Raw genomic sequence first — 23,824 nt, 5'->3', positions numbered from 1 at the left:
TTAGAATTCCAGCTCGGCGCTGAAGTACAGCACGCGGCGCTCGTCGTAATTGTTGTCGACGAAAGTGGTCGGCTCATGGTCGAGACGTTGTTGCAGCACGCCGGCCAATTGCACTTGAGCCTTGCCCAGCGCAATGCGCTTGGCGATCCGCGTGTCGACCCGCTCGAAGCGGTAGCCGTTGAGCGCATTGTCGCCGTAATAGAAGAGGGCACTGTTCCAGCCATGGCCCCAGTCGCGCAGCCAGCCGGCGGAACCGCTGTTGCTGGCGGTGAATTGCTGATCCAGCGGATTGCTCGCCTCGGCATCGACGTAGGCGTAGGTCAAACGCAGGCGGTCGACGGTGCCCAGGCGCCAGTCTAGCTGGGTTTCGGTGCCGCGAAAGCGTGAGCTGTTGGCGTTGCTGGCGATGTATTGGTTGTTGCGCAGCGGTTCGCTGATCATCCCGGTGATCTCGTCGTAGAACAGCTTCACGTCGAGCGCCAGACCCAGATCGGCGAAATAGCCGTTGTAGCCCAGCTCCCGCGAGCGCATGTGTTCCTGATCGAGATCGCCGGGGCCGCGAGTCTTGACGAAGTAACGCGCCGAAGACTGGCCGTAGGCCGAGGGACGCAGCTTGCTGACCTGATAGCTCCAGTTGACGTTGTTCTCGAACATGTCCGGCGAGCGAATCGCCTCCGAGTACACCGCGCGCAGACTATGGCGCGGATTGATCAGGTAATTGACCGCGAAGCGTGGCGTCAGTGAACTGCCGATCAGTTGCGTGTCTTCGAACATCGCACCGCCCTGCAACAGCCAGTGTTCACTGGCGCGCCATTCCAGTTGGCCGAACGCGCGCCAGGTGGTGTCGTCCAGCGTGCCGTTGAAGTAAGTCTCGGAATCAGCCCGGTCGTAACGATAGTTCATGCCGCTGACCAGACGCACGCTGTCGGACAGGCTGAGGGTGTCTTGCAGTTCGAGGTCGTAGCGTGATTCGCGGGCGCTCTGGTCAATGTCGCCGCACAGAGTCTGGCTGGCGCCGTTGCGCCATTGATCGAGTACGCGGTTGGCCAACGCCATTTCCTGCGGCGTACCGGGGGCGGCGCCCGGGCCGGTGAAGCGGGTGATGTTGCGTGCCAGACGTTCGGTGTAATTCGGGTTGAGCTGCCACAGTTGCGTCAGCTCCGGGCTGAACGACACCTCGGCGTCGCAGGCACGCCAGGTTTGCTGACGATCCCAGTGCTGAGCCGAACCTTGGATATAGAGGCTGTGCTCCGGGTTGATGTCGAGATTCCAGCGCACCGAACCGGCGTAGTCCTTGGCCACCACGTCGGAATTGTTCCCGGCGGCGGTAATCCCCGAGAACACCGGCCGGTACGTGTAGGGCCGCTGGTTGCTGCCATCCTTAGCGTTGACCTGCCAGTCGAGGCTCTGGTTGTCGCTGAGGGTCTGGCTGACGGCGAGGCTGAAGCGGTTCAAGCGGCGGCTGTCACGGTAATCGGCACCGCTGCGGTCGCGGTCGAATCCATCGTCTTCCTGGCCGGACAGCGACAGGCGCAGATCGCCGCCATTCCAACCGGTGCCCTGGCTGGCATAGAAGTCATTGATGCCGCGTTGGCCACGGGTGTACTTCAGGCGCGTGCCGTGGCTGTCCGCCGGGTTGCGGGTGATGATGTTGACCACTGCCATCAGTGCGTTGGCGCCGTAGCTGACGGTGTTCGGGCCGCGAAAGACTTCGATGCGCTCGATGTCCTCGATGGCCACCGGAATGTCGCTCCAGTCCACCGTCGCCAGGCCTGCGCGATAAACCGAGCGGCCATCGATCAGCACCTGCATGCGCCGCGCTTCGGTGGCGTTGGTGCCGTGGTAATTGACCGCCGCCTGATTGCCGCTGATGTTGCCGACCATCATCCCCGGCACCAGCCGCAGCAGTTCACTGATGTCGCGGGCACCGCTGGCGTTGATCAATTCGCTGTCGAGTACGGTCATGCTCCCCGGCACTTCTGCGGGCGTCTGCTTCAGACGCGTGGCGGTCAACACCTGCGGCAGCGCTTCGCTGTCCATGAACAGGTCGTCCGCCTGCAACAACGGGCTGAACAACAGCGCGAGCAGCAGGGAGGAACGCGGTGGGAGAGCGGCAAAAAACACGACACAGCCTATAGAGCTAAGAATTGGCGCGCATGTTAACCGAGGGCAGCGACTTTTCCAGTCACGTTAGAGGCATTTTCCTAGGTTTTATTGGTCTTCTTCCTACAAGTGTCGGTAATTGACGCGGGGGCTGGCCGCGACCGGGTCGCCCCGTATAATGCCGGCATCGCCACTGGTATGGATTAACGGATTGCATATGACTGAACAGCGCCCGATTGCGGTCCTGGGAGGCGGAAGTTTTGGAACCGCCGTGGCCAATCTTTTGGCCGAGAACGGCCATCAAGTCCGGCAGTGGATGCGTGATCCCGAGCAGGCCGAGGCCATCCGGGTCAATCGCGAAAACCCGCGTTACCTCAAAGGCATCAAGATTCTGCCGGGGGTGACCGCCGTCACTGACCTGCAGGAAACCCTCGACGCCTGCGACTTGTGCTTTGTCGCGCTGCCGTCCAGTGCCTTGCGCACGGTGCTGGCGGCTCACGCCGAGCGCTTGCGCGGCAAGATGCTGGTCAGCCTGACCAAAGGCATCGAAGCCCACACCTTCAAACTGATGAGCCAGATCCTCGAAGAGATCGCCCCGCAAGCGCGCATCGGCGTGTTGTCCGGACCGAATCTTGCGCGGGAAATCGCCGAGCATGCGCTGACCGCCACGGTGGTCGCCAGTGAAGACGAAGAACTGTGCAAACAGGTGCAGGCCGCATTGCATGGCCGCACCTTCCGCGTGTACGCCAGTGCTGATCGTTTCGGTGTCGAGTTGGGCGGGGCGCTGAAAAACGTTTACGCGATCATTGCCGGCATGGCGGTGGCGCTGGAGATGGGCGAAAACACCAAGAGCATGCTGATCACTCGCGCCTTGGCCGAAATGACCCGGTTTGCGGTGAATCAGGGCGCCAACCCGATGACCTTCCTCGGTCTGGCCGGTGTTGGCGACTTGATCGTGACGTGCTCGTCGCCGAAGAGCCGCAACTATCAGGTCGGTTTCGCCCTGGGCCAGGGCCTGAGTCTTGAGGACGCGGTGTCGCGCCTCGGTGAAGTCGCCGAAGGGGTCAACACCCTGAAAGTGCTCAAGGCCAAATCCCAGGAGGTGGGCGTGTACATGCCGCTGGTCGCCGGGCTGCACGCGATCCTGTTTGAGGGGCGCACGCTGGAACAGGTCATCGGTCTGCTGATGCGGGCCGAGCCGAAAACCGACGTCGACTTTATTTCCACCAGTGGTTTCAACTGATTCAGCAGGGAGTGAGCCATGAACGATCCGAAAACCGAAGCCAAGTACGAATCCATCCTGCTGCGGGTGTTGTGGATGATCGTCTACATATTGGTCTGGCAGGTGGCGCAGTTTATCCTCGGCGCGGTGGTGCTGGTGCAGCTTGTATATAGACTGATCTATGGCGCCCCGAGCGCCAGCCTGATGAACTTCGGCGACAGCCTGAGCCAGTTTCTGGCGCAGATCGGCCGCTTCGGCAGTTTCCACAGCGACCAGAAACCGTGGCCGTTCGCCGACTGGCCAACGCCGCGTACGCCGGAAGGTGAGGCGCCACACGTCGTGCCGCCAGCACCGCACCCGGCCCGCGATGAGGAGCCCAAGCTATGAAACTCTGGGTGTTGCGTCACGGTGAGGCTGTGCCTTACGGCTCGTGTCCTGACTCCGAGCGGGAACTGACTGATCACGGTCGCAAAGAAGCCTTGAACAGCGCCGCTCACCTGATCGGCCAGCCGCTGACGGCGATCTACGCCAGCCCCTATCTGCGCGCGCAACAGACCGCGCAGATTGTTCGCGAGGCGTTGGGTTTTGAACCGGAGATCCGTACGGTCGATTGGCTGACGCCGGAGGTCGATCCGGACCGGGTGGCCGAACAACTGGTGTCGGTGAGCAATGTGCTACTGGTCAGCCACAACCCTTTGGTGGGCAATCTGCTCAGCTATCTGCAGCATGGCGCCGGCTATCCGCCGGAGAAGGTCAGCACCGCTGGCCTGGCTGAGCTGGAACACAGCGAGTTGCTGATCGGTTCGATGAAGCTCAACAGCCTCAAGCACCCCTGAGATCGAGTCGCCTTCATCGCTGGCAAGCCAGCTCCCACAGGATCTTTTGTGAACTTGAATTGAAAGATCACACTGAGTCTGTGGGAGCTGGCTCGCCAGCGATAAGGCCTGCAAATCCGATGAAATTATTTGTTTGAATTTTCCAACCAAGCACTTGCTTGGTTGACTACGCTTGCTCCAGACCCAAAAAACAGGAGCGAGTCGCATGTCTGCCGCATTCCGTTTGCCGCTGGACGTGTTTTACGAACGCGAGGCCCGGCATCCGCGCCAACGCTTTCTCGTACAGCCCATCGGTGGCGGGCAGGTCGAGACCCTGACCTGGGCCGACGTCGGCCATCAGGCCCGCTGCGCCGCGCACTGGCTGCGCGCGCGGGAGTTGCCGCCCGGCAGCCACATCGCTCTGATCTCGAAAAACTGCGCACACTGGATCATCGCCGACCTCGCCATCTGGATGGCCGGGCATGTTTCGGTGCCGCTGTATCCCAATCTCACCGCCGACTCGGTGGCCCAAGTGCTCAAGCATTCGGAAAGCGTGCTGGCGTTTATCGGCAAACTCGATGACTGGCCCGGAATGGCGAAAGGCGTGCCCGCCGATTTGCCGACCATCAGCTTGCCGCTGCATCCACCAGGCGAGTTCGATTTCAACTGGGCGGACTTGCAGCGTTGCTCGTCGATTCAGGACGATCCGCGTCCTGCCGCTGAACAACTGGCGACGATCATCTATACCTCCGGCACCACCGGCCTGCCCAAAGGCGTAATGCACAGCTTTGCCAATCTCGGTTTCGCCACGACCCGTGGCACGCAACTGTTCGGGCTCAATGAGAACGACCGGCTGCTGTCATACCTGCCGCTGTGCCACGTTGCCGAGCGCATGTTCGTTGAACTGGCATCGATCTACACCGGGCAGACAGTGTTCTTTGCCGAAAGCCTCGACACCTTCATCACCGATCTCAAGCGCGCGCGGCCAACCGCGATGTTTGGTGTGCCACGGATCTGGACCAAATTTCAGATGGGCGTCTACAGCAAGATCCCGGCGAAGCGTCTGGATTTTCTCCTTGGCCTGCCGTTCATTGGCAAGCGGGTAGGGCACAAAGTGCTGGCGGGGTTGGGGCTGGATGCCTTGCGCGTGGCTTTGTCCGGCGCGGCGCCGGTGCCACAGACCTTGCTTACCTGGTATCAGAAACTCGGCCTCGATGTGCTGGAGGTCTACGGTATGACCGAGAGTTGCGGTTATTCGCATATCTGCCTGCCGGGCCAATACAAGCAGGGCTGGATCGGTAAACCGTGCCCGGATGTCGAGGTGCGTATCGACGCGTCCGGCGAGGTGCAGGTGCGCAGTCAGGCGAACATGCTGGGCTACTTCAAAGAACCACAGAAGACCGTCGAAACGCTCACCGAGGACGGCTTCCTGCGTACCGGCGACAAGGGCGAACAGGATGCCGAAGGACGTTTGCGCCTGACCGGTCGGCTCAAGGAAATCTTCAAGACCAGCAAGGGCAAATACGTCGCCCCGGCACCCATTGAAAACCGTCTGGCGGTGCATTCGCGGATCGAACAGGTGTGTGTGGTCGGTGATGGCTTGAGTGCGCCGTTGGGTTTGTGTGTGCTGTCGACGGTCAATCAGGAGGAGGGCCGGGCGAGTCTGCATTCGAGTCTGGAGAAACTGCTGGAGGAGGTCAACGCCGTGCTCGACAAGCACGAGCGTCTGCGGCGACTGGTGGTGGTCAAGGACAGTTGGGCGGTGGAAAACGGCTTTCTCACGCCGACCCTGAAAATCAAGCGTAACGTTATCGAAGACACCTACGGCGCCCGCTTCGAAGAATGGAGCGAGCGCAGCGAGGCGGTGCTGTGGCAGGATTGAGCGTCGACCAAAACAACAAAGGAAGTCTGCGATGAGCCTGTGGCGTACCACTCCCGACATCGAGCAGTTGAACGCAATCCAGAAAAACACCATCGGCGAAGTGCTGGATATTCGCTTTGAAGCGTTCGATGAAGAGTCGCTGACCGCGAGCATGGTCATCGACCATCGCACTCATCAGCCTTACGGCTTGCTGCATGGCGGCGCGTCGGTGGTGCTGGCGGAAACCGTCGGTTCGATGGCCAGTTATCTGTGCATCGATGCCAGCAAGTTTTACTGCGTGGGGCTGGAAATCAACGCCAACCATCTGCGTGGTTTGCGCAGTGGCCGGGTGACAGCGGTGGCCAAGCCGATTCATATCGGCCGTACGACGCACGTCTGGGATATCCGTTTGACCAGTGATGAAGGCAAGGCCAGCTGTGTGTCACGCCTGACCATGGCGGTGGTACCGCTGGGTGAGCAGCCGCCGGCACGGTAATTGCCGATTTGCCCATGGCGTTGACCTGACTGTCATCATTCCTGGCAGTTACGGTCATTGCCGCAGAACGTGGTCTTGCGGACAATCAACGCCACGTTTCCCGTTCATGGATTTGCCTGTATGTCGCAACCTATCTTTTTCGCCCACGCCAACGGGTTCCCTTCGGGCACCTATGGCAAGTTGTTCGCGGCGCTGGCGCCCGAGTATCGGGTTGCGCATCTGCAACAGCATGCGCATGACCCGCGTTTCCCGGCGGATGACAACTGGTACAACCTGGTCGACGAGTTGATCCACCATTTGCAGCAGCAGGATCAACCGGTGTGGGGTGTCGGTCATTCATTTGGCGGCGTTCTGCACCTGCACGCGGCGCTGCGTTGCCCTGAGTTGTATCGCGGTGTGGTGATGCTCGATTCCCCTGTACTGACCCGCAGTGATCAGTGGGTCATTCGCGCCGCCAAACGCTTTGGTTTCATCGACAGGCTGACCCCGGCCGGGCGCACCCTGGGGCGCCGTGAGGAGTTTGCCGACCTCGACAGTGCGCGCAGTTACTTCGCTGGCAAGTCGCTTTTTCGCGGTTTCGATCCGGAATGCTTCGACGCTTACCTGCAACACGGTTTACATCCGGTGGGCGACAAGCTGCGCCTGCGTTTCGACCCAGCCACCGAGATCAGCATCTATCGCGGCGTGCCGCACACAAGCCCAGGCCGTACCCGGCAATTGAAAGTGCCGCTGGCGGTGGTGCGCGGGCACAAAAGCAACGTGGTCATGCGCCATCACACTCGTTTCGTGTCGCGCATGCCGCAAGGTGAGGCGCTGAGCATGCCCGGCGGGCACATGTTTCCCCTTGAGCGCCCGCAAGACACCGCACGGTTGCTGAAAAACCTGTTCACCCGCTGGGAATCCCGTCAGGACAAGGATTGCGCATGAGCCCTGTTTTCGAAGAAGTGCGCCTGAGCCTGCCGCATATCGAACTGGCGGCGCATTTGTTCGGACCCGAGGACGGCTTGCCGGTGATCGCCCTGCATGGCTGGCTCGACAACGCCAACAGCTTTGCGCGGCTGGCACCGAAGCTCAAAGGCTTGCGCATCATTGCGCTGGACATGGCCGGGCACGGGCACTCCGGGCATCGGCCCAATGGCGCTGGCTATGCGCTGTGGGACTACGCGCATGATGTGCTGCAAGTCGCCGAGCAACTGGGCTGGACGCGTTTCGGCCTGCTCGGGCACTCGATGGGTGCGATTGTCTCGCTGGTGCTGGCGGGATCGTTGCCCGAGCGGATCACGCATCTGGCGTTGATCGATGGGGTGATTCCTCCTACAGATAAAGGCGAAAACGCTGCCGAGCGCATGGGCATGGCTCTGCAGGCACAGCTGGATCTGCGCGAGAAGCGCAAACCGGTCTACAACACCCTCGACCGCGCCATCGAAGCGCGGATGAAAGGCCTGGTGGCGGTCAGTCGTGAAGCCGCCGAGTTGTTGGCTCAGCGCGGCTTGATGCCGGTGCCCGGTGGTTACACCTGGCGGACCGACAACCGCCTGACCCTGCCATCACCGCTGCGCCTGACCCAGGAGCAGGCGATGGCCTTCGTTCAGCGCATCACTTGCCCGGCGCAACTGATCGTCGCCGCCGACGGCATGCTGGCCAAACACTCTGAACTGCTGGAGCGTCTACCCTTTAGCCGGGAACAGCTGGCAGGTGGGCACCATTTGCACCTGAACGATGAGGCCGGCGCGGATCTTGTCGCAGACTGTTTCAATCGCTTCTTCGCCATTCCTTGACTTGCCGCGGGCAACTGTCGAGGCTGGGCGGGTTGAAATGGGAGACAACCACGATGGATTTCTATACCGCTACGACCCCGAACCGCCAAGCCATGCCGATCCGATGAGCCTGACCAAGCGATCACTCAGTCTGCTGGCACTGTGCTGTTTCAGTTCCGTTTCGTTCGCCGCCGATGTGCCGGGCAGTCAGGATCTGCAGATCGTGCCGCGCCTGGCCGATGCGCAAATCGTCGACTATCGCCCGCCGGTGGAACTGGAGCGGATCTACCCGTTGGGCGCGATCCGCAAGATCAGTGGCCAGTTGCGTTTCGACGGTCAGGTGACTGCCCGTGGCCAGACCACTTCGGTGACCTACGAGTTGCCGCCCGAACATTCCGCCACCGAAGCCTTCACCGCCGCCCGCGAGGCCCTGCAAAAGCAGGACGCCGAGTTGCTGTTCTGGTGCCAGGCGCGGGACTGCGGCGAAAGCAGCCTGTGGGCCAACGAGGTGTTCGGTAATTCCAAGTTGTACGGGGCTGACGAGCAACAGGCCTATCTGTTGCTGAGGCTGGCGGCACCGAAGGACAACACGCTGGTGGCGCTTTACAGCATTACCCGCGGCAATCGCAAAGCGTATCTGCATGTCGAACAGTTCGAGGCCGTTGCGCCGCTGGGTGAGTTGCTGCCGACGTCGGCGACTTTGTTGCGCCAACTGAAAAGCACCGGTGAACTGGATTTCCCTGATCGCGTGAATGATCCGGATGACACCTGGCTACGCCTGATTTCCCGTGGTCTTAATCTCGATACGACGTTGCGCGTGACGGTGTCCGGGCCGAAAGCCGAGGCCTGGCGACAGGCCCTGATCAATCAGGGCGTGCGCGCGGCGCGGATGGAAACCGGCAGTGTCGACGGCTCTGGCTTACGCATCGATCTGTTGCGATAAGCTCTATCGGGCGAGCACGCGCGCTGTGTTCGCCTATTCTTGGCCTGACTGATTTTTTCGAGACTCTACATGCTCAATAACGATCGACTGCTGGTGCAGATCCTGCTGCTGGTGTTGTTTGGTGCCAGCCTCTGGGTGATGGCGCCGTTCTGGTCGGCGCTGTTCTGGGGCGCGGTGCTGGCGTTTGCCAGTTGGCCGCTGATGCGGCTTCTGACCCGGCTGCTCAATGGCCGAGAGTCGCTGGCTGCGGCGATCCTGACCCTGGGCTGGATGTTGTTGGTGGCGGCGCCATTGGTCTGGCTGGGGTTCAACCTCGCCGATCATGTGCGCGATGCCACCGCCTTCATCAAAGACGTGCAGGTCGATGGATTGCCGGAAGCGCCGGCCTGGCTTGGTACCTTGCCGTTGGTGGGTGAGCGACTGGTCGGGATCTGGGACAGCATCGATCAGCAGGGCGCGGCACTGATGGTGTCGATCAAGCCTTATCTGGGGCAGGTCGGTAACTGGTTGCTGGCGCGCAGTGCGCAGATCGGCGGCGGGATTCTCGAGCTGACGCTGAGCATTGTCTTTGTGTTCTTTTTCTATCGCGACGGGCCGCGTCTGGCGGCGTTTGCTCATCGGTTGCTGGAGCGTTTGATTGGCGAGCGCGCCGGGTATTACATCGAGTTGGTGGCTGGCACGGTGCAGCGGGTGGTGAACGGGGTGATCGGTACGGCGGCGGCGCAGGCGGTTCTGGCGTTGATCGGGTTTTTGATTGCCGGGGTGCCGGGGGCGCTGGTGTTGGGGATCGTCACGTTTCTGCTGAGTCTGATTCCGATGGGGCCACCGTTGGTGTGGGTGCCGGCTACGGCTTGGCTGGCCTGGAAGGGTGAGTATGGGATGGCGGTGTTTTTGGGGATCTGGGGGACGTTTATCATCAGTGGTGTGGATAACGTTCTGAAGCCGTATCTGATCAGCCGGGGCGGGAATCTGCCGTTGGTGATTGTGTTGCTTGGGGTGTTTGGCGGGTTGATTGCGTTTGGGTTTATCGGGTTGTTTATCGGGCCTACGCTTTTGGCTGTTGCTTATAGTTTGTTGACGGATTGGAGTAAGAGTCAGGCTCGGGTTTAGGTGGGGTTTTTTTGGGGGGTTGTGAGCATATCCGTTGCTGCGGGTGTTGCTGATTAGGGTTCCGCCCTTACGGCGGGTCACTTTTTCCAGACGCCGAAAAAGTAACCAAAAAGGCTTTACCCTGACGTACGGCCCTCGCTGTGGCTCGGGTTCCTTCGCTCCGGGATCGATCCGGGGGGCATCGCCTCCGGTTTGCTGCGCTGCACCTCCTCTCGATGTGTTTGGCTTCGCCAAACGGTCGCTGCGCTCCCACCCCGGATCAATCCCTCCGCTCAGCCTTCCGACGGGCGCTTGAGATCAAGAGCGGTACTCGAGCTAACGCTCATTGTGTTGAGTGGGGCGGCATGCGCCGCGTGCGGGGGGGGACTCATTTTTTTGTGGGAGCTGGCTTGCCAGTGATGGCGGCCTGATAGCCGACCTGTTTCTGTCGGTTGTACTCCACCCCTGTGGGAGCTGGCTTGCCAGTGATGGCGACCTGATAGTCGACCAAGCTCTGGCGGTTGTACTCCACCCCTGTGGGAGCTGGCTTGCCAGCGATGGCGACCTGATAGTCGACCAAGCTCTGGCGGTTGTACTCCACCCCTGTGGGAACTGGCTTGCCAGCGATGGCGACCTGACAGTCGACCAAGCTCTGGCGGTTGTACTCCACCCCTGTGGGAGCTGGCTTGCCAGCGATGGCGACCTGACAGTCGACCAAGCTCTGGCGGTTGTACTCATGCCTTGTAGGCACTGCCGAAGGCTGCAATCTTTTGATCTGCTTTGGCTTTGGCTTTTGATCCTGCTCTTGATCTTCAGGCCCATCGGCAGGCCGAGCGGAGGTGTTCATCCGGGGGGTAGGCGCGCAGCGCCGTTTGGCGAAGCCAAACACATCGAGAGGAGGTGCAGCGCAGCAAACCGGAGGCGATGCCCCCGGATGGACACCGTAGCGAGGGAACACTGAGCCTAAGCGAAGTGCCGTACGTCCGGGAGCAGCCTTTTTGGTTACTTTTTCGGCGTCTGGAAAAAGTGACCCGCCGTAAGGGCGGAACCCTAATCAGCAACACCCGCAGCAACGGATATGCCCCCAAACCTGAAGTTTTCGGTGTCTGCAAAAAAGTGACCCGCCGTAAGGGCGGAACCCCAAGCAGCCATCACCGCAGCAACGGATATGCCCCCTAAACCCAAATTTTTCGTCGTCTGCAAAAAGTGACCCGCCGTAAGGGCGGAACCCTAATCAGCCATCACCGCAGCAACGGATATGCTCCCCAAACCCAGATGCATACCAATTCCCATGTAGGAGCAGCCTCCGGCAGCTCCTACACAAGATTCATTTACGTAGCAACATTGAGATATTTGCCCACCGGCGCGGCGCTGGTAAGCGAATACTGCCTACTCAGATTGGCAATCATGCGGTTCAGCGCTTCGGCCGTGGTCTGCGCACTGGCCGTCTCTTCATCCGACGGACGCTCACGCCCCGCCTGTAACGCGGCCTTCAATTCATCACTGCTCACACCACCACTACTGTCGCTATCCAAAACCTTGAGCAGCGCCGCACTGGTATCAGTGCTGGTTGTCGAGGTGCTGTCACTAACCTGCAACGCGCTACTCAATTCGCTGGCGGTGACGCTGCCATCACCATCGGCATCAAGCTGGCTGAACAGTTCGTCGCTGTTGACTTGTGGTGGAGGCGGCGGTGGCGTCAGGCTGGCGGTGAGTTCGTCCTGACTGACGGTGCCGTCCTTGTTTTTGTCCAAGGCCGAGAAGATTTCGTTGCTGTCGACGGTGCTGCCAGCGCTGGTGAGGCCGCTGCTCAGTTCGTCGCCGCTGATGGCGCCTTCGCCATCGGTGTCGAGGGCGCTGATCAGGGCGTCGGCGAGGTCGGTGTTCGGGGCCTGATCTCGTGGCGGTGGCGGCGCCATGGCGGTCATTTCTTCGGCGCTGAGGTTGCCGCTGCCGTCGCTGTCCAGATCGCCGAATTGTTTGCTCAGGTTGACCAGCAGACCATCGTCGGACTTTTGCGACAAGGCGCTGTTGAGTTCGTCTTGATCCACCGCGCCGTCGCCGTTGCTGTCGAGCTTGGCGAACAGTTGTTTTTGCAGTTGCTGGCTGCGCGCGTTTTGCGTGGTGGTGCTGCTGGTGCTGGTATAGCTCGTGTAGTTGCTGACGCTACCGATCATCGGGCTCACTCCTTGGACGGTAAACCGGTGGGCGTACCGGCTTATGCAGCCTCAAGGGGCAAGTTGTCGTGGGTATGTGGGGTTTGTACCGGTGGGTACACAGATCTTTAGATTCTTGGCAGGCGGATGATGGCGGTCAGGCCGCCGCCCGGGGTTTCTTCCAGATTCAATTGCCCACCCAGACGCTGAGCCGCTTCCCGGGCGATGGTCATGCCCAATCCCACGCCACCGGAATTGCGGTTGCGCGAACCTTCCAGGCGATAGAACGGCTCAAACACCGCCTCACGTTTGTCCTCGGCAATCCCTGGCCCATGATCGATCACACGGATCAGCAGTTGCTCGCGCTGATCCAGCAGTTCGATGCGTGCCTGGCCGGCATAGCGCAGGGCGTTGTCCATCAGGTTGTTGATACACGAGCGCAGTGCCATCGGTTGCACTGGCAGTGGCGCGCAATGGCCGCTGACTTGCACGTCTGCGCCTTGATCCTGGGCGTTTTCGCACAGCGATTCGACCAGCGCCTGCACGTCCATCAGTTGCAGCGCTTCGCTGGTACGTTGTTCGTGCAGGTAGGTGAGGGTGGCGTCGAGCATGCCGATCATGTCGTTGAGGTCCTGACGCATCTGACTTTGCAGCTTGTCGTCGCTGATATTTTCCAGACGCAGTTTCAGCCGCGACAGCGGTGTGCGCAGGTCATGGGATACCGCACCGAGCATGCGCGCGCGTTGCTGGACCTGTTCTTGAATGCGTTGTTGCATCAGGTTGAAGGTATGCGCGGCTTGCCTTGCTTCTCGAGGGCCGGACTCATCGAGCGGGGGGCTGTCGAGGTCTTCGCTGAGGCGCTCGGCGGCGTCGCTGAGACGCTGGATCGGTCGGCTGAGCAGTTTGGCGCCGTACCAGGCAGCGATCATCAACGAGACAAACTGAAAGGTCAGCGGCACGATCGGCCCGCCAAACCAGGGGCGCGGCGGGCGTGGCGGATAACGTGGATCCGGGGGCGGTCGCTGCCCCTCGGCGTTTTGCGAAAACTCCGGCGGAGGTGGTGGCGGAGGCGGGCCGTAGTGGTGGAACCAGGCGAAGGCCAGCAGGTGCGCGAGGACGATCGCCACGAACAGCACGCCAAACAGGCGACCGAACAGCGTGTCGAAGCGCGCCCGCATCAGCCGATGTCCCGCGCGTCGAACAGGTAACCCTCACCGCGTACGGTTTTGATCAGTTGCGGAGCCTTCGGATCGTCGCCAAGTTTTTGCCGCAGGCGCGAGACGAGCAGGTCGATGCTGCGGTCGAAGGCTTCGATCGAGCGGCCACGGGCGGCGTCGAGCAACTGTTCGCGGCTGAGCACCCGGCGCGGGCGTTCGATGAATACCCAGAGCAGGCGGAATTCGGCGTTGGACAGCGGCACGACGAGGCCATCGTCAGCGATCAACTGGCGAAGGACGCTGTTCAAGCGCCAGTTATCGAAGCGAATGTTGGCCCGTTGCTCGGTGCGATCGTCGCGTACCCGACGCAGGATGGTCTGGATGCGAGCGACCAGTTCACGGGGTTCGAACGGTTTGGCCATGTAATCATCGGCGCCCAGTTCCAGACCGATGATGCGGTCGGTGGGTTCGCAACGGGCAGTCAGCATCAGGATCGGGATGTCCGATTCGGCGCGCAGCCAGCGGCACAGCGACAAGCCGTCTTCGCCGGGCAGCATCAGATCAAGCACGACGACGTCGAAGTGCTCGGCCTGCATCGCCTGACGCATCGCCGCGCCGTCGGTGACGCCGCTGGCGTGGATGTTGAAACGCGCGAGGTAATCGATCATCAGCTCACGGATCGGCACGTCATCGTCGACGATCAGGGCACGAATGCTCCAGCGCTTGTCGTCTTTGGGCTCATCAGTTGCGGTCGTTTGGGTGTTGTGCATGGGGCTGTTCATCTGCCAGTTGGCCGCCAACCACAAAGATGGGCTGCGAGGTGGTGGTTTCAGCATAGGCGTCCAGCCGAAGGGCGGGAAGTGCTGATGTAAGGACGTGTTGCGGCTGGCGAGGCTAGCGTGGGCGCTTGTTGGCGGCGTGTCGGTTGTGTATCGAGTTCGACACAATAGCAGCGAGCGCTATGCTGATCACGGCCGGGGCGACGATTTACCGATCATCGGGTGCCGCGCCGCCGCCGGTTCCGCTACAATGCGCGCCGATTTCGACTTGCCTGAGAGCCCATCCATGTCCGCCTGCCAGACTCCTATCATCGTCGCCCTGGATTTTCCCACCCGTGACGCCGCACTGAAGCTGGCCGACCAGTTGGACCCGAAACTGTGCCGGGTCAAAGTGGGCAAGGAATTGTTCACCAGTTGCGCCGCCGAAATTGTCGGTACCCTGCGTGACAAGGGTTTTGAAGTGTTCCTCGACCTGAAATTCCACGACATTCCCAACACCACCGCGATGGCTGTGAAAGCTGCCGCTGAAATGGGCGTGTGGATGGTCAACGTACACTGCTCCGGCGGCATGCGCATGATGGCGGCCTGCCGTGAAGAGCTGGACAAGCGCACCGGCCCGCAACCGCTGCTGATCGGCGTGACTGTGTTGACCAGCATGGAGCGTGAGGATCTGGCCGGCATCGGCCTGGATATCGAGCCGCAAGAGCAGGTGCTGCGTCTGGCGGCGCTGGCCGAGAATGCCGGGATGGACGGTCTGGTGTGCTCCGCGCTGGAAGCCCAGGCCCTGAAAACCGCCCACCCGTCGTTGCAATTGGTGACCCCGGGGATTCGTCCGGCGGGCAGCGCGCAGGACGATCAACGCCGCATCCTGACCCCGCGTCAGGCGCTGGATGCCGGTTCCGACTATCTGGTGATCGGCCGTCCAATCAGCCAGGCCGCTGACCCGGCCCAGGCATTGGCTTCGGTAGTCGCCGAAATCGCCTAAGCAAATACCGCAACACCCTGTAGGAGTGAGCCTGCTCGCGATAGCGGTCTGTCGGTCAACATTACCGTTGTTTGACAGATCGCTATCGCGAGCAGGCTCACTCCTACATTTGTTTTGTGGTGGCCTTAAACTTTGAGCACCAACTTGCCAAAGTTCTCGCCGCTGAACAATTTCATCAGCGTCTCCGGGAAGGTCTCCAGTCCTTCGACGATGTCTTCCTTGCTCTTGAGTTGCCCCTTGGCCATCCACCCGGCCATCTCCTGCGCGGCACTTGCGTACTGCGCCGCATAGTCCATCACCACAAAACCTTCCATTCGCGCGCGATTGACCAGTAGCGACAGATAGTTGGCCGGGCCTTTGACCGCTTCCTTGTTGTTGTACTGGCTGATGGCACCGCAGATCACCACCCGCGCTTTCGGCGCCAGGCGACTCAGCACGGCGTCGAGAATCTCACCGCCCACGTTATCGAAATACACGTCCACGCCTTTCGGGCATTCACGCTTGAGCCCGGCCAACAGGTCTTCGTTTTTGTAATCGATGGCGCCGTCGAAGCCCAGTTCATCAATCAGGTATTTGCACTTGTCAGCGCCGCCGGCGATGCCGACCACGCGGCAGCCTTTGATCTTGGCGATCTGCCCGGCAATGCTGCCCACCGCACCGGCTGCACCGGAGAGCACCACGGTGTCACCCGCCTTCGGTGCGCCGACATCGAGCAAAGCGAAGTAGGCGGTCATGCCGGTCATGCCCAGCGCGGACAAATAGACCGGCAGCGGCGCCAGTTTCGGATCGACTTTGTAGAAACCTCTGGGCTCACCGAGGAAATAATCCTGCACGCCAATGGCACCGTTGACGTAGTCCCCGACCGCAAACCCCGGATTGTTCGACGCGACGACTTTGCCTACGCCCAGGGCGCGCATGACTTCGCCGATGCCGACCGGCGGGATGTAGGATTTTCCCTCGTTCATCCAGCCGCGCATGGCCGGATCGAGGGACAGATATTCGTTCTTGACCAGAATCTGTCCCGCCGCCGGCTCGCCCACCGGTACTTCCTGATAAGTGAAGGTCTCGCGGGTCGCAGCGCCCACCGGGCGCTTGGCGAGCAGGAACTGGCGATTGGTCTGGTTGGTCATGGCAGGCACTCGAATTGAATGAAGCCTTGTTGATAGACCTTCAGTGACGATGTCGCAAGGTTGGCTGATGCGGCGAATGCACGTCGATCCAGTGCAGTGATAGTCACCGGCATGGGTTTATCACTGCGGCGCATGGGCGCCTAGACAGCCCTCTGATAGTGCTGACGCCCTACGGACCCCTGTGGCTATGCTGTGTTGCATAAAAGCTCCCCTGCATCTATCCGTTCGAGGACATAACAATGAGCATGACGTTTTCCGGTCAGGTTGCCGTAGTCACCGGCGCCGCCAACGGCATTGGCCGGGCGACCGCCCAGGCATTTGCCGCCGAAGGCTTGAAAGTCGTGGTGGCGGATCTGGACGCTGCCGGGGGCGAAGGTACGGTGGCGCTGATTCGTACAGCCGGTGGCGAAGCGACCTTCGTGCGTTGCAACGTCACCGTCGAAAGCGAAGTGAAAAATCTGATGGACGAGGTAATCAATACCTACGGCCGTCTCGACTATGCCTTCAACAATGCCGGGATCGAAATCGAGAAAGGCAAATTGGCAGAAGGCTCGATGGACGAGTTCGACGCGATCATGGGCGTCAATGTCAAAGGCGTCTGGCTGTGCATGAAATACCAGCTGCCACTGTTGCTGGCGCAGGGCGGCGGGGCGATCGTCAACACCGCCTCGGTGGCCGGGCTCGGTGCGGCGCCGAAAATGAGTATTTACGCGGCATCGAAGCACGCGGTGATCGGCCTGACCAAATCGGCGGCCATTGAATACGCGAAGAAGAAAATCCGTGTCAACGCAGTGTGTCCGGCGGTGATCGACACGGACATGTTCCGCAGGGCCTACGAGGCCGATCCGAAGAAGGGCGAGTTCGCCAACGCCATGCACCCGGTCGGGCGTATCGGCAAGGTCGAGGAGATCGCCAGCGCCGTGCTGTACCTGTGCAGCGACGGTGCGGCATTCACCACCGGTCATTCGCTGGCGGTGGACGGCGGCGTTACCGCGTTCTGAACCCTGTCGCTGGAAGAAGCCCGCATTCGTGCGGGCTTTTTTATGGGCCGCGTTCAGTTCCCTTAAACGCCTAAACAATGTGTATCAAATGATTAGATCGGTCGCTTTTGGCGGCGTTGTCGCACAGCCTGTGCGGCGCGGCTGTGATTAACTGCCGCCAGCAAAACGGACAGGAGTTTGCTTGCTCATGGAATTGAGAATTGATCGACAGGCAATGGTGCCGGTCGTGCAGCAGATTGTTGACGGATTGACTGAATGGATCTTGCAAAGCGGGGTACCGCCGGCCACTCGCTTGCCCTCCGTTCGGCAAATTGCCAAGGGTAATCTGCTCAGTCAGTCATGTGTCGTCGAGGCCTGCGAGCGGTTGGTATCGCAGGGCGTTCTGACCACGCGCCAAGGCGCAGGTTTTATCGTCGCAGCATCGCCATCGAAGCAGAGCGAAGAGGAAGAATCGTTGCCGTTCGAGGGACGCCATGCCTGGTGCGATGTGGTGTGCGGCGCTGCCGGCGGCTTGAAACTGGGTGCTGGCGGCTTACCGGAGAGCTGGCGCGAGCCCGACGATCTCAGTTACGCGTTGCGTGAAGTGGCGCGCACCGACATGGCCAGTCTGTTCAACTACAGCACGCCCCTGGGGCTGCCGGCCTTGCGCGAACAAATTGTCAAACGCCTGAAACTGTTCGGCATCGAAGCGCGCAGCACGCAATTGCTCAGCACTGGCGGCGCCAGTCACGCGCTGGATCTGATCGTTCGAACCCTGTTCAAGGCCGGCGACTGTGTGGTCGTTGAATCCCCGGGTTATGCGCCACTGTTCGACCTGTTGCGCCTGCATGGCATCCGCATGCTTGAAGTGCGTCGCACACCGAGCGGGCCGGATATCGAGGCGCTTGAAGCGCTGCTGCGGCAATTTCGGCCCGTCGCGTTGTTCATCAACAGCCACCATCACAATCCCACTGGCAGTTGCCTGACACCGGCGGTGGCCCAGCGCATCGTGCAATTGAGCAAGACCTACGATTTGCGCCTGATTGAAGACGACGTCTACGCGGACTTGCACACGGGCAATGGCACGCGTCTGGCCGCGCTGGATGATGAGGGGCGGGTGATTTACGTGGGCAGCTTTTCCAAGACGTTGAGCAGCTCGTTGCGAGTCGGGTTCGTGTACGCCGACAGCGAGTTGGTTGCGCGACTGGCTCAGGTCAAGATGGTCAGTGGTCTGGGTGGCTCAAGGTTTGCCGAGGCCGTGCTGGCCAGCCTGATGGCGACGGGTGCCTACCGCAAACTGGTGCAGCGCCAGCGCCAGCGCCTGAATGCCGATCGCGCTGCGGCGTTGCAGGCACTGGAGGATGCCGATTGGGAGATATTCGGCAAACCCTGCGGTGGCTTGTTTATCTGGGCGCGTTCGCGGATGGCCGATCAGGCCGGGGTGCGCAGACAGGCTCAACGCTGCGGCGTACAGCTATCGGCCCCGGATGCATTCAGTCCCAGTGGCGAGGCCGGCGAGTGGTGCCGTATCAACGTGGCTTACGCCTGTGATCCGCGGGCTCGACTGTTTTTTCGCAATACCGGTGTGGATCGACCTCAAGTGTTCTGAAAACGACGCGGGCGTAGCTTTTTGCCATTATTCCGACGCCAGAGACTTGTGCTGGTTCATGGCCATTGCGACTCTTCGTCAACTGACTATGGCAGGGGACTACGCGCAATGATTTCGGCCGTGCAAGGACGTTTTGCCAACCTCGGTATGGCGAAAAAACTGGGTATCGGGTTTGTACTGGTGCTGCTGTTGACCGCGCTGGTCGCCGCCATTGGCGTCTGGTCCCTGCAGACCATCAGTCAGCGCTTCGACGGGCTCAAGCAGATGTCATCGCTCAATAGCGGTCTGCTCAAGGTGCGCCTGCTCGAACAGGAATACGCCTTGCGCGGTAACCCGAAAACCGCGGATGCCTTGCGCGAAGGGCTTGATGGGCTCATCGCCAAGGCCAACGAACTCAAAGCGCAGTCGTCGGCCAATGTGCCGGTCATGACCGATGTCGAACAGTCCCTGGGTGCCTATCGCAAGGCGTTCGATGAGTTCGTCTCCTTGACCCAGGCCAAGGATCTGGCGCTGGAAATGGCCAGTTGGTCGGTATCCAGCGTAGCCAACAACCTCGACGTGTTGCAGGCCGGGCTGGCCGATGACGGTGCGTATACCTTGAAGGACACTGAGGGCAAGGATGGCGCGCAGTTCATCGAACAGGCCAGTCAGGTCAGTCAGGTGTCGAGGTTGATGCTACAAGCGATGAATGAAGCGCGGATCCGTCTCGATCAAAGCCGCAAGGGCGATGCCGACAGTGCCGGTAAGGGCAATATCGAACAGGCCGCGCAGGCCCAGGCCCAGGCCGAGGCGCTGAAATCCACGATCAAGGACGAGGGTTATCTGACGGTGCTCAATGAAGTCTCCGGGCACATCGCCGGGTTCAACGACAAACTGGCCGAGTACACCGGACTGCTGGCTCAGGAAAAGACTGTTTACGAACAGCTGCATCAGCGCGCTGCACAAGTGATGGACCGGGTGGATCAGGCTTACGTCGCCGAAGACGGGGCCATGCAGGCAGAGCTGAAAAAGAACTCGGTGCTGATTCTCGGTTCTTCGGCGCTGGCGCTGCTGGTCGGGCTGCTGGCCGCGTGGGTGATCACGCGTTTGATCGTCGCGCCGTTGCGCAGCGTGATCGAAGTCGCGCAACGGATTGCTGCGGGTGATTTGAGTGCCACAGTTGACGTCAGCCGACGTGACGAAATTGGCCAGTTGATGTTGGCGATGCAGCAGATGGGGGCGGGGTTGAGCACGATTGTCAGCGGGTTGCAGGCCGGCATTGAACAACTGGCCAGTTCCGCGCAATCGTTATCGGCGGTGACCGAGCAGACCAATCTTGAGGTCAGCAGTCAGAAGGAAGAAACCGAGCAGGTGGCCACGGCCATGAACCAGATGACCGCTACCGTCCACGATGTTGCGCGCAATGCTGAAGAAGCGGCGTTGGCGGCGCAGACGGCGGACGGCAAGGTCGAGAGTGGTCAGCAGGTGGTGCGCCAGAGCATGGCGCGGATCGAGCAATTGGCGGATTCGGCGACGTCGGCCAGTTCCAGCATCGAAAGCCTCAGTGCCGAAATCCAGAATATCGGTACGGTGCTGGAGGTGATCAAAAGCGTGGCCGAGCAGACCAACTTGCTGGCGTTGAATGCGGCGATCGAGGCTGCGCGGGCCGGGGAGCAGGGCAGGGGGTTTGCGGTGGTGGCCGATGAGGTGCGTGCGTTGGCGCGGCGTACGCAGCAATCGACCGAGGAGATCGAGCGGTTGGTCAGTGCCTTGCGTGCGGCGGCGCATTCGTCGGTGCAGCAGATTCAGAGCAGTGGTGAGTTGGTGAAGCTGGCGGTGAGTGATGCGCTGCAGACGGAAAGCGCGTTGGGGAGTATTGCGGCGGCGGTGTCGTTGATTCAGCAGATGAATCAGCAGATTGCGGCGGCGGCCGAGGAGCAGAGTTCGGTGGCTGAGGAGATCAATCGCAGTGTGACGAGTATTCGCGCGAGTGCTGATCAGTCTTCGTTGGCGATGCGCGGGAATGCGGCTTCGAGTATTGAGCTGGCGCAGTTGGGGAGTGAGTTGCGCGGGATGGTTGGGCATTTTCGGCTTTGACTTGGCGGCCTGTGGGCCGACCATGTTCTTGGGGTTTGGGGGTATATCCGTTTTTTGGGTGATGGCGGCTTAGGGTTCCGCCCTTACGGCGGGTCACCTTTTCCAAACGCCGAAAAGGTAACCCAAAAGGCTTTGCCCTGACGTTCGGCCCTCGCTGTGGCTCGGGTTCCTTCGCTCCGGGATTGTTCCGGGTGCATCGCCTCCGGTTTGCTTCGCTGCACCTCCTCTCGATGTGTTCGACTTCGTCGAACGGCGCTACGCGCCTGCCCCCCGGATCAATCCCTCCACTCAGCCTGCCGACGGGCGTTGAGATCAAGAGCGGTACTCGAGCTAACGCTCATTGTGTTGAGTGGTGAAGGTCAAAAGCGGTACTCGAGCTAACGCTCATTGTGTTGGGTGGTGAAGGTCAAAGGCGGTACTCGAGCTAACGCTCATTGTGTTGAGTGGTGAAGGTCAAAAGCGGTACTCGAGCTAACGCTCATTGTGTTGGGTGGGGCGGCATGCGCCGCGTTTGGGATGTACTCATTTCTTTGTGGGAGCTGGCTTGCCAGCGATGGCGGCCTGATAGCCGACCAAGCTCTGGCGGGTGAGCCGGCTTCAAATTGTGGGAGGGGGCTTGCTCCTGAAGAGGGCGGTTTGGTCAGCGAGGGTCTGGCGGTCGGAACTTTCAGTGCACAAAAAAGCCACCTTTCGGTGGCTTCTCTTCAGCATCTGTTATCAGTCGTAGATCACTTTCTTTTTCCAGTCTGCATCCGCCTCAACATCTTTGAGGCCGGCTGTCAGTTGGTTCTCTTCACCTTCTACCGGTGCAATTTTGTCCATCACTTGGGCGTTGGCGCGGGCGAGGAGTTTTTCCAGGTATTGCAGTTGTTCGGAGTAGATCTGCGGGTTCTGCTGTTTGCGCAGGTATTGCACGCCGCGTTCGAAGGCGAGGCGGGCCTGGCCTGGCTGGTTTTGTTGCAGGGATTGTTGGCCGAGGTTGTTGAAGAACTCGATGTGCAGCAGGACCAGAATGTGGCGGACTTCGCGCACCCAGTGTTTGGCTTCGTTCGGTGGCAGGAAGCCGTCATGGGCGGCGCGGGTGATCTGGCCGTGCAGGGCTTCGAGGAGGAAGCGTACGTCTTTGGCTTTGGCTTCGGTCAGGATCGGCGCGGGCGGGTTGTTCACGGGGATCGATTCACCCTGGGCGACCAGTGCGCTGAGTTCGCCGATGCGTGCCTTGGTGGTTGCGCTGGTTTTCTCAAGGTTCAGCAGGCGCTGGCAGACGTTGAGTTCCAGGCGGGTCAGCAGCAGCTTGAGTGCCGGGGTCATGAACTGGCCGGGAAAGGTTTCGGTCAGTTCGCCACAGCGGCGCAGGCGGTCGTTGAGTTCGACTTTGGTGCGGGCCTTCTCCAGTTTGTTGTTTTCCACCACATGGTTCATGTAGCCAATGGCGATCAGAATTGCGATCCCGGCTATGACTAGCAGGGTGATCATGAGTGGTGTCACCGGTAAGACCTCTTTATAGGGTTCGCATGCGAGTGTAGTGGCTGGGCATTTAGGCGCCTAGCACCGCTCGACGAGTTGGATCGGCTGGTCAATCTGTATCGGCCGCGTGCTGCTTATATGAATGCTGGCGCTTGATATGCAGATTGCCATCACTGTGCGCGGACTATAACGTCTTGGCGACTGCCGGAATATAGGCGTCAATCGTCGGTCGACGGAAAAGCCTGCCTGGCCCCGTAAAGCAGGTCGAAGTCATTGATTTAAATAAATTTATATCTGGGGGTTGACGACCTCCCAATCCATCCATAGAATGCGCGCCACTTGCAGCGTAAAGCACACAGCGAAGCGCAGCAGGGAGTGAATGTTGTAGTGTGTCCCCTTCGTCTAGTGGCCTAGGACACCGCCCTTTCACGGCGGTAACAGGGGTTCGAGTCCCCTAGGGGACGCCAATGCGGGAATAGCTCAGTTGGTAGAGCACGACCTTGCCAAGGTCGGGGTCGCGAGTTCGAGTCTCGTTTCCCGCTCCAATTTTAAACAGCAGTGCTTTCGGGCGGTGCTGAGTGAAACCAGAACCAAGTCTTCGGATACGGATCTGGACACCGAAACACACACCATGTGTTCCGGGTAGCGTGTCCCCTTCGTCTAGTGGCCTAGGACACCGCCCTTTCACGGCGGTAACAGGGGTTCGAGTCCCCTAGGGGACGCCATTTGCGGGAATAGCTCAGTTGGTAGAGCACGACCTTGCCAAGGTCGGGGTCGCGAGTTCGAGTCTCGTTTCCCGCTCCAAATTCAAAAACGCCGCTCAGTGAGCGGCGTTTTTATTAGTGAAAGTTGTAGCCTGTCCCCTTCGTCTAGTGGCCTAGGACACCGCCCTTTCACGGCGGTAACAGGGGTTCGAGTCCCCTAGGGGACGCCATTGCGGGAATAGCTCAGTTGGTAGAGCACGACCTTGCCAAGGTCGGGGTCGCGAGTTCGAGTCTCGTTTCCCGCTCCAAATTCACAAAAACGCCGCTCAGTGATGAGCGGCGTTTTTGTTTGTGCGTTTTTTGTATTTCTGCCCTCTGTTACAAATCTCCTACAGCGAAAACGAAAAATCCGGAAGCGTCCGACAGCCAGCGCAAGGTTGATTCTGGGATAACGATCCCGTCGTCGGCTCCCGTGGCCGATCCCGTTTATCGCCT

20 protein-coding genes, 6 tRNA genes and 1 pseudogene are annotated in these 23,824 nt (G+C 60.4%); 20 read left to right on the top strand and 7 right to left on the bottom strand.

The window, feature by feature from the left end; translation table 11 throughout:
• Window positions 1-2,124, bottom strand: a complete 2,124-nt coding sequence (locus tag KI231_RS21750) for a TonB-dependent receptor plug domain-containing protein (RefSeq protein ID WP_213026309.1) — start codon at window positions 2,122-2,124, stop codon at window positions 1-3.
• A gap of 196 nt (window positions 2,125-2,320) precedes the next feature.
• Here KI231_RS21750 and KI231_RS21745 point away from each other — a divergent pair, with 196 nt between their 5' ends.
• The 9 genes from KI231_RS21745 (at window position 2,321) to KI231_RS21705 (ending at window position 10,307) form a co-directional block, all read left to right on the top strand.
• On the top strand, window positions 2,321-3,346 hold the full coding sequence (locus KI231_RS21745; RefSeq protein ID WP_213026308.1) for an NAD(P)H-dependent glycerol-3-phosphate dehydrogenase: 1,026 nt from the start codon (window positions 2,321-2,323) through the stop codon (window positions 3,344-3,346).
• A gap of 18 nt (window positions 3,347-3,364) precedes the next feature.
• Window positions 3,365-3,712, top strand: coding sequence for a DUF4389 domain-containing protein (locus tag KI231_RS21740; RefSeq protein WP_103306864.1), 348 nt, complete (start codon window positions 3,365-3,367; stop codon window positions 3,710-3,712).
• Complete coding sequence (gene sixA / locus KI231_RS21735; RefSeq protein ID WP_213026307.1) at window positions 3,709-4,161, top strand: phosphohistidine phosphatase SixA; 453 nt, start codon at window positions 3,709-3,711, stop codon at window positions 4,159-4,161. Before KI231_RS21740 ends, sixA begins: the two co-directional genes overlap by 4 nt.
• 205 nt (window positions 4,162-4,366) lie before the next feature.
• A complete protein-coding gene (locus tag KI231_RS21730) occupies window positions 4,367-6,022 on the top strand; it encodes an AMP-binding protein (RefSeq protein WP_213026306.1) in 1,656 nt (551 codons plus the stop codon).
• 31 nt (window positions 6,023-6,053) lie between these two features.
• On the top strand, window positions 6,054-6,497 hold the full coding sequence (locus KI231_RS21725) for a hotdog fold thioesterase (protein WP_008087813.1): 444 nt from the start codon (window positions 6,054-6,056) through the stop codon (window positions 6,495-6,497).
• A gap of 120 nt (window positions 6,498-6,617) precedes the next feature.
• Window positions 6,618-7,424, top strand: coding sequence for an alpha/beta fold hydrolase (locus tag KI231_RS21720; RefSeq protein WP_103306861.1), 807 nt, complete (start codon window positions 6,618-6,620; stop codon window positions 7,422-7,424).
• Window positions 7,421-8,275: an alpha/beta hydrolase gene (locus KI231_RS21715; RefSeq protein ID WP_103306860.1), complete on the top strand. Its 855-nt coding sequence runs from the start codon at window positions 7,421-7,423 to the stop codon at window positions 8,273-8,275. Before KI231_RS21720 ends, KI231_RS21715 begins: the two co-directional genes overlap by 4 nt.
• 103 nt (window positions 8,276-8,378) lie before the next feature.
• Entirely contained in the window at window positions 8,379-9,197 is an 819-nt protein-coding gene (locus tag KI231_RS21710) for a DUF4892 domain-containing protein (RefSeq protein ID WP_213028827.1), read from the top strand.
• A gap of 69 nt (window positions 9,198-9,266) precedes the next feature.
• A complete protein-coding gene (locus KI231_RS21705; protein WP_213026305.1) occupies window positions 9,267-10,307 on the top strand; it encodes an AI-2E family transporter in 1,041 nt (346 codons plus the stop codon).
• Between the two features lie 367 nt (window positions 10,308-10,674).
• Here the strand turns inward: KI231_RS21705 and KI231_RS21700 are convergent, their stop codons facing one another.
• The 4 genes from KI231_RS21700 to KI231_RS21685 form a co-directional block, all read right to left on the bottom strand.
• The gene (locus tag KI231_RS21700; RefSeq protein WP_213026304.1) at window positions 10,675-11,133 is read right to left on the bottom strand and encodes a hypothetical protein; all 459 of its coding nucleotides are present in this window, start codon (window positions 11,131-11,133) and stop codon (window positions 10,675-10,677) included.
• Between the two features lie 484 nt (window positions 11,134-11,617).
• On the bottom strand, window positions 11,618-12,463 hold the full coding sequence (gene xopAW / locus KI231_RS21695; RefSeq protein WP_213026303.1) for an EF-hand domain-containing protein: 846 nt from the start codon (window positions 12,461-12,463) through the stop codon (window positions 11,618-11,620).
• 107 nt (window positions 12,464-12,570) lie between these two features.
• A complete protein-coding gene (locus KI231_RS21690) occupies window positions 12,571-13,620 on the bottom strand; it encodes a sensor histidine kinase (RefSeq protein ID WP_213026302.1) in 1,050 nt (349 codons plus the stop codon).
• Window positions 13,620-14,369: a response regulator gene (locus tag KI231_RS21685; protein ID WP_064120678.1), complete on the bottom strand. Its 750-nt coding sequence runs from the start codon at window positions 14,367-14,369 to the stop codon at window positions 13,620-13,622. The genes KI231_RS21690 and KI231_RS21685 overlap by 1 nt, the downstream gene beginning before the upstream one ends.
• Window positions 14,370-14,664: 295 nt before the next feature.
• On the opposite strand from KI231_RS21685, the gene pyrF reads away from it, so the two are divergent.
• A complete protein-coding gene (gene pyrF / locus KI231_RS21680) occupies window positions 14,665-15,363 on the top strand; it encodes an orotidine-5'-phosphate decarboxylase (protein WP_213026301.1) in 699 nt (232 codons plus the stop codon).
• Between the two features lie 125 nt (window positions 15,364-15,488).
• On the opposite strand, the gene KI231_RS21675 is transcribed toward pyrF, so the two are convergent.
• Complete coding sequence (locus KI231_RS21675) at window positions 15,489-16,493, bottom strand: NADP-dependent oxidoreductase (protein ID WP_213026300.1); 1,005 nt, start codon at window positions 16,491-16,493, stop codon at window positions 15,489-15,491.
• Window positions 16,494-16,732: 239 nt separating this feature from the next.
• Between KI231_RS21675 and KI231_RS21670 the strand changes: the two genes are divergently transcribed.
• The 4 genes and pseudogenes from KI231_RS21670 to KI231_RS30385 all read left to right on the top strand — a co-directional run bounded on the left by KI231_RS21670 (window position 16,733) and on the right by KI231_RS30385 (window position 21,158).
• Window positions 16,733-17,494 carry an SDR family oxidoreductase gene (locus KI231_RS21670; protein ID WP_007917441.1) on the top strand — a complete coding sequence of 254 codons (762 nt, stop codon included), beginning with the start codon at window positions 16,733-16,735 and terminating at the stop codon, window positions 17,492-17,494.
• 187 nt (window positions 17,495-17,681) lie between these two features.
• Window positions 17,682-19,082: an aminotransferase-like domain-containing protein gene (locus tag KI231_RS21665; protein ID WP_103307381.1), complete on the top strand. Its 1,401-nt coding sequence runs from the start codon at window positions 17,682-17,684 to the stop codon at window positions 19,080-19,082.
• A 108-nt stretch (window positions 19,083-19,190) separates the two neighbouring features.
• A pseudogene (locus tag KI231_RS30390) lies at window positions 19,191-20,249 on the top strand (HAMP domain-containing protein); the annotation flags it as partial.
• Between the two features lie 27 nt (window positions 20,250-20,276).
• A complete protein-coding gene (locus tag KI231_RS30385) occupies window positions 20,277-21,158 on the top strand; it encodes a methyl-accepting chemotaxis protein (protein ID WP_475231212.1) in 882 nt (293 codons plus the stop codon).
• 717 nt (window positions 21,159-21,875) lie between these two features.
• Here the strand turns inward: KI231_RS30385 and KI231_RS21655 are convergent.
• Entirely contained in the window at window positions 21,876-22,634 is a 759-nt protein-coding gene (locus KI231_RS21655) for a hypothetical protein (protein WP_177431482.1), read from the bottom strand.
• A 382-nt stretch (window positions 22,635-23,016) separates the two neighbouring features.
• Between KI231_RS21655 and KI231_RS21650 the strand changes: the two genes are divergently transcribed.
• The 6 genes from KI231_RS21650 to KI231_RS21625 all read left to right on the top strand — a co-directional run bounded on the left by KI231_RS21650 (window position 23,017) and on the right by KI231_RS21625 (window position 23,637).
• Window positions 23,017-23,092, top strand: a tRNA-Glu gene (locus KI231_RS21650).
• Window positions 23,093-23,094: 2 nt separating this feature from the next.
• Window positions 23,095-23,170: transfer RNA gene (locus KI231_RS21645), tRNA-Gly, on the top strand.
• A 104-nt stretch (window positions 23,171-23,274) separates the two neighbouring features.
• Window positions 23,275-23,350, top strand: a tRNA-Glu gene (locus tag KI231_RS21640).
• 3 nt (window positions 23,351-23,353) lie between these two features.
• Window positions 23,354-23,429, top strand: a tRNA-Gly gene (locus tag KI231_RS21635).
• A gap of 54 nt (window positions 23,430-23,483) precedes the next feature.
• A tRNA-Glu gene (locus KI231_RS21630) sits at window positions 23,484-23,559 on the top strand.
• 2 nt (window positions 23,560-23,561) lie between these two features.
• Window positions 23,562-23,637 (top strand) — tRNA-Gly (locus KI231_RS21625).
• Window positions 23,638-23,824: the final 187 nt, after the last annotated feature.

The sequence above is a fragment of the Pseudomonas sp. Seg1 genome, assembly GCF_018326005.1.
Classification (GTDB): domain Bacteria; phylum Pseudomonadota; class Gammaproteobacteria; order Pseudomonadales; family Pseudomonadaceae; genus Aquipseudomonas.
The sequence above is the reverse complement of the archived record's forward strand: the minus strand, read 5'-3'. Positions and strand labels throughout refer to the sequence as shown.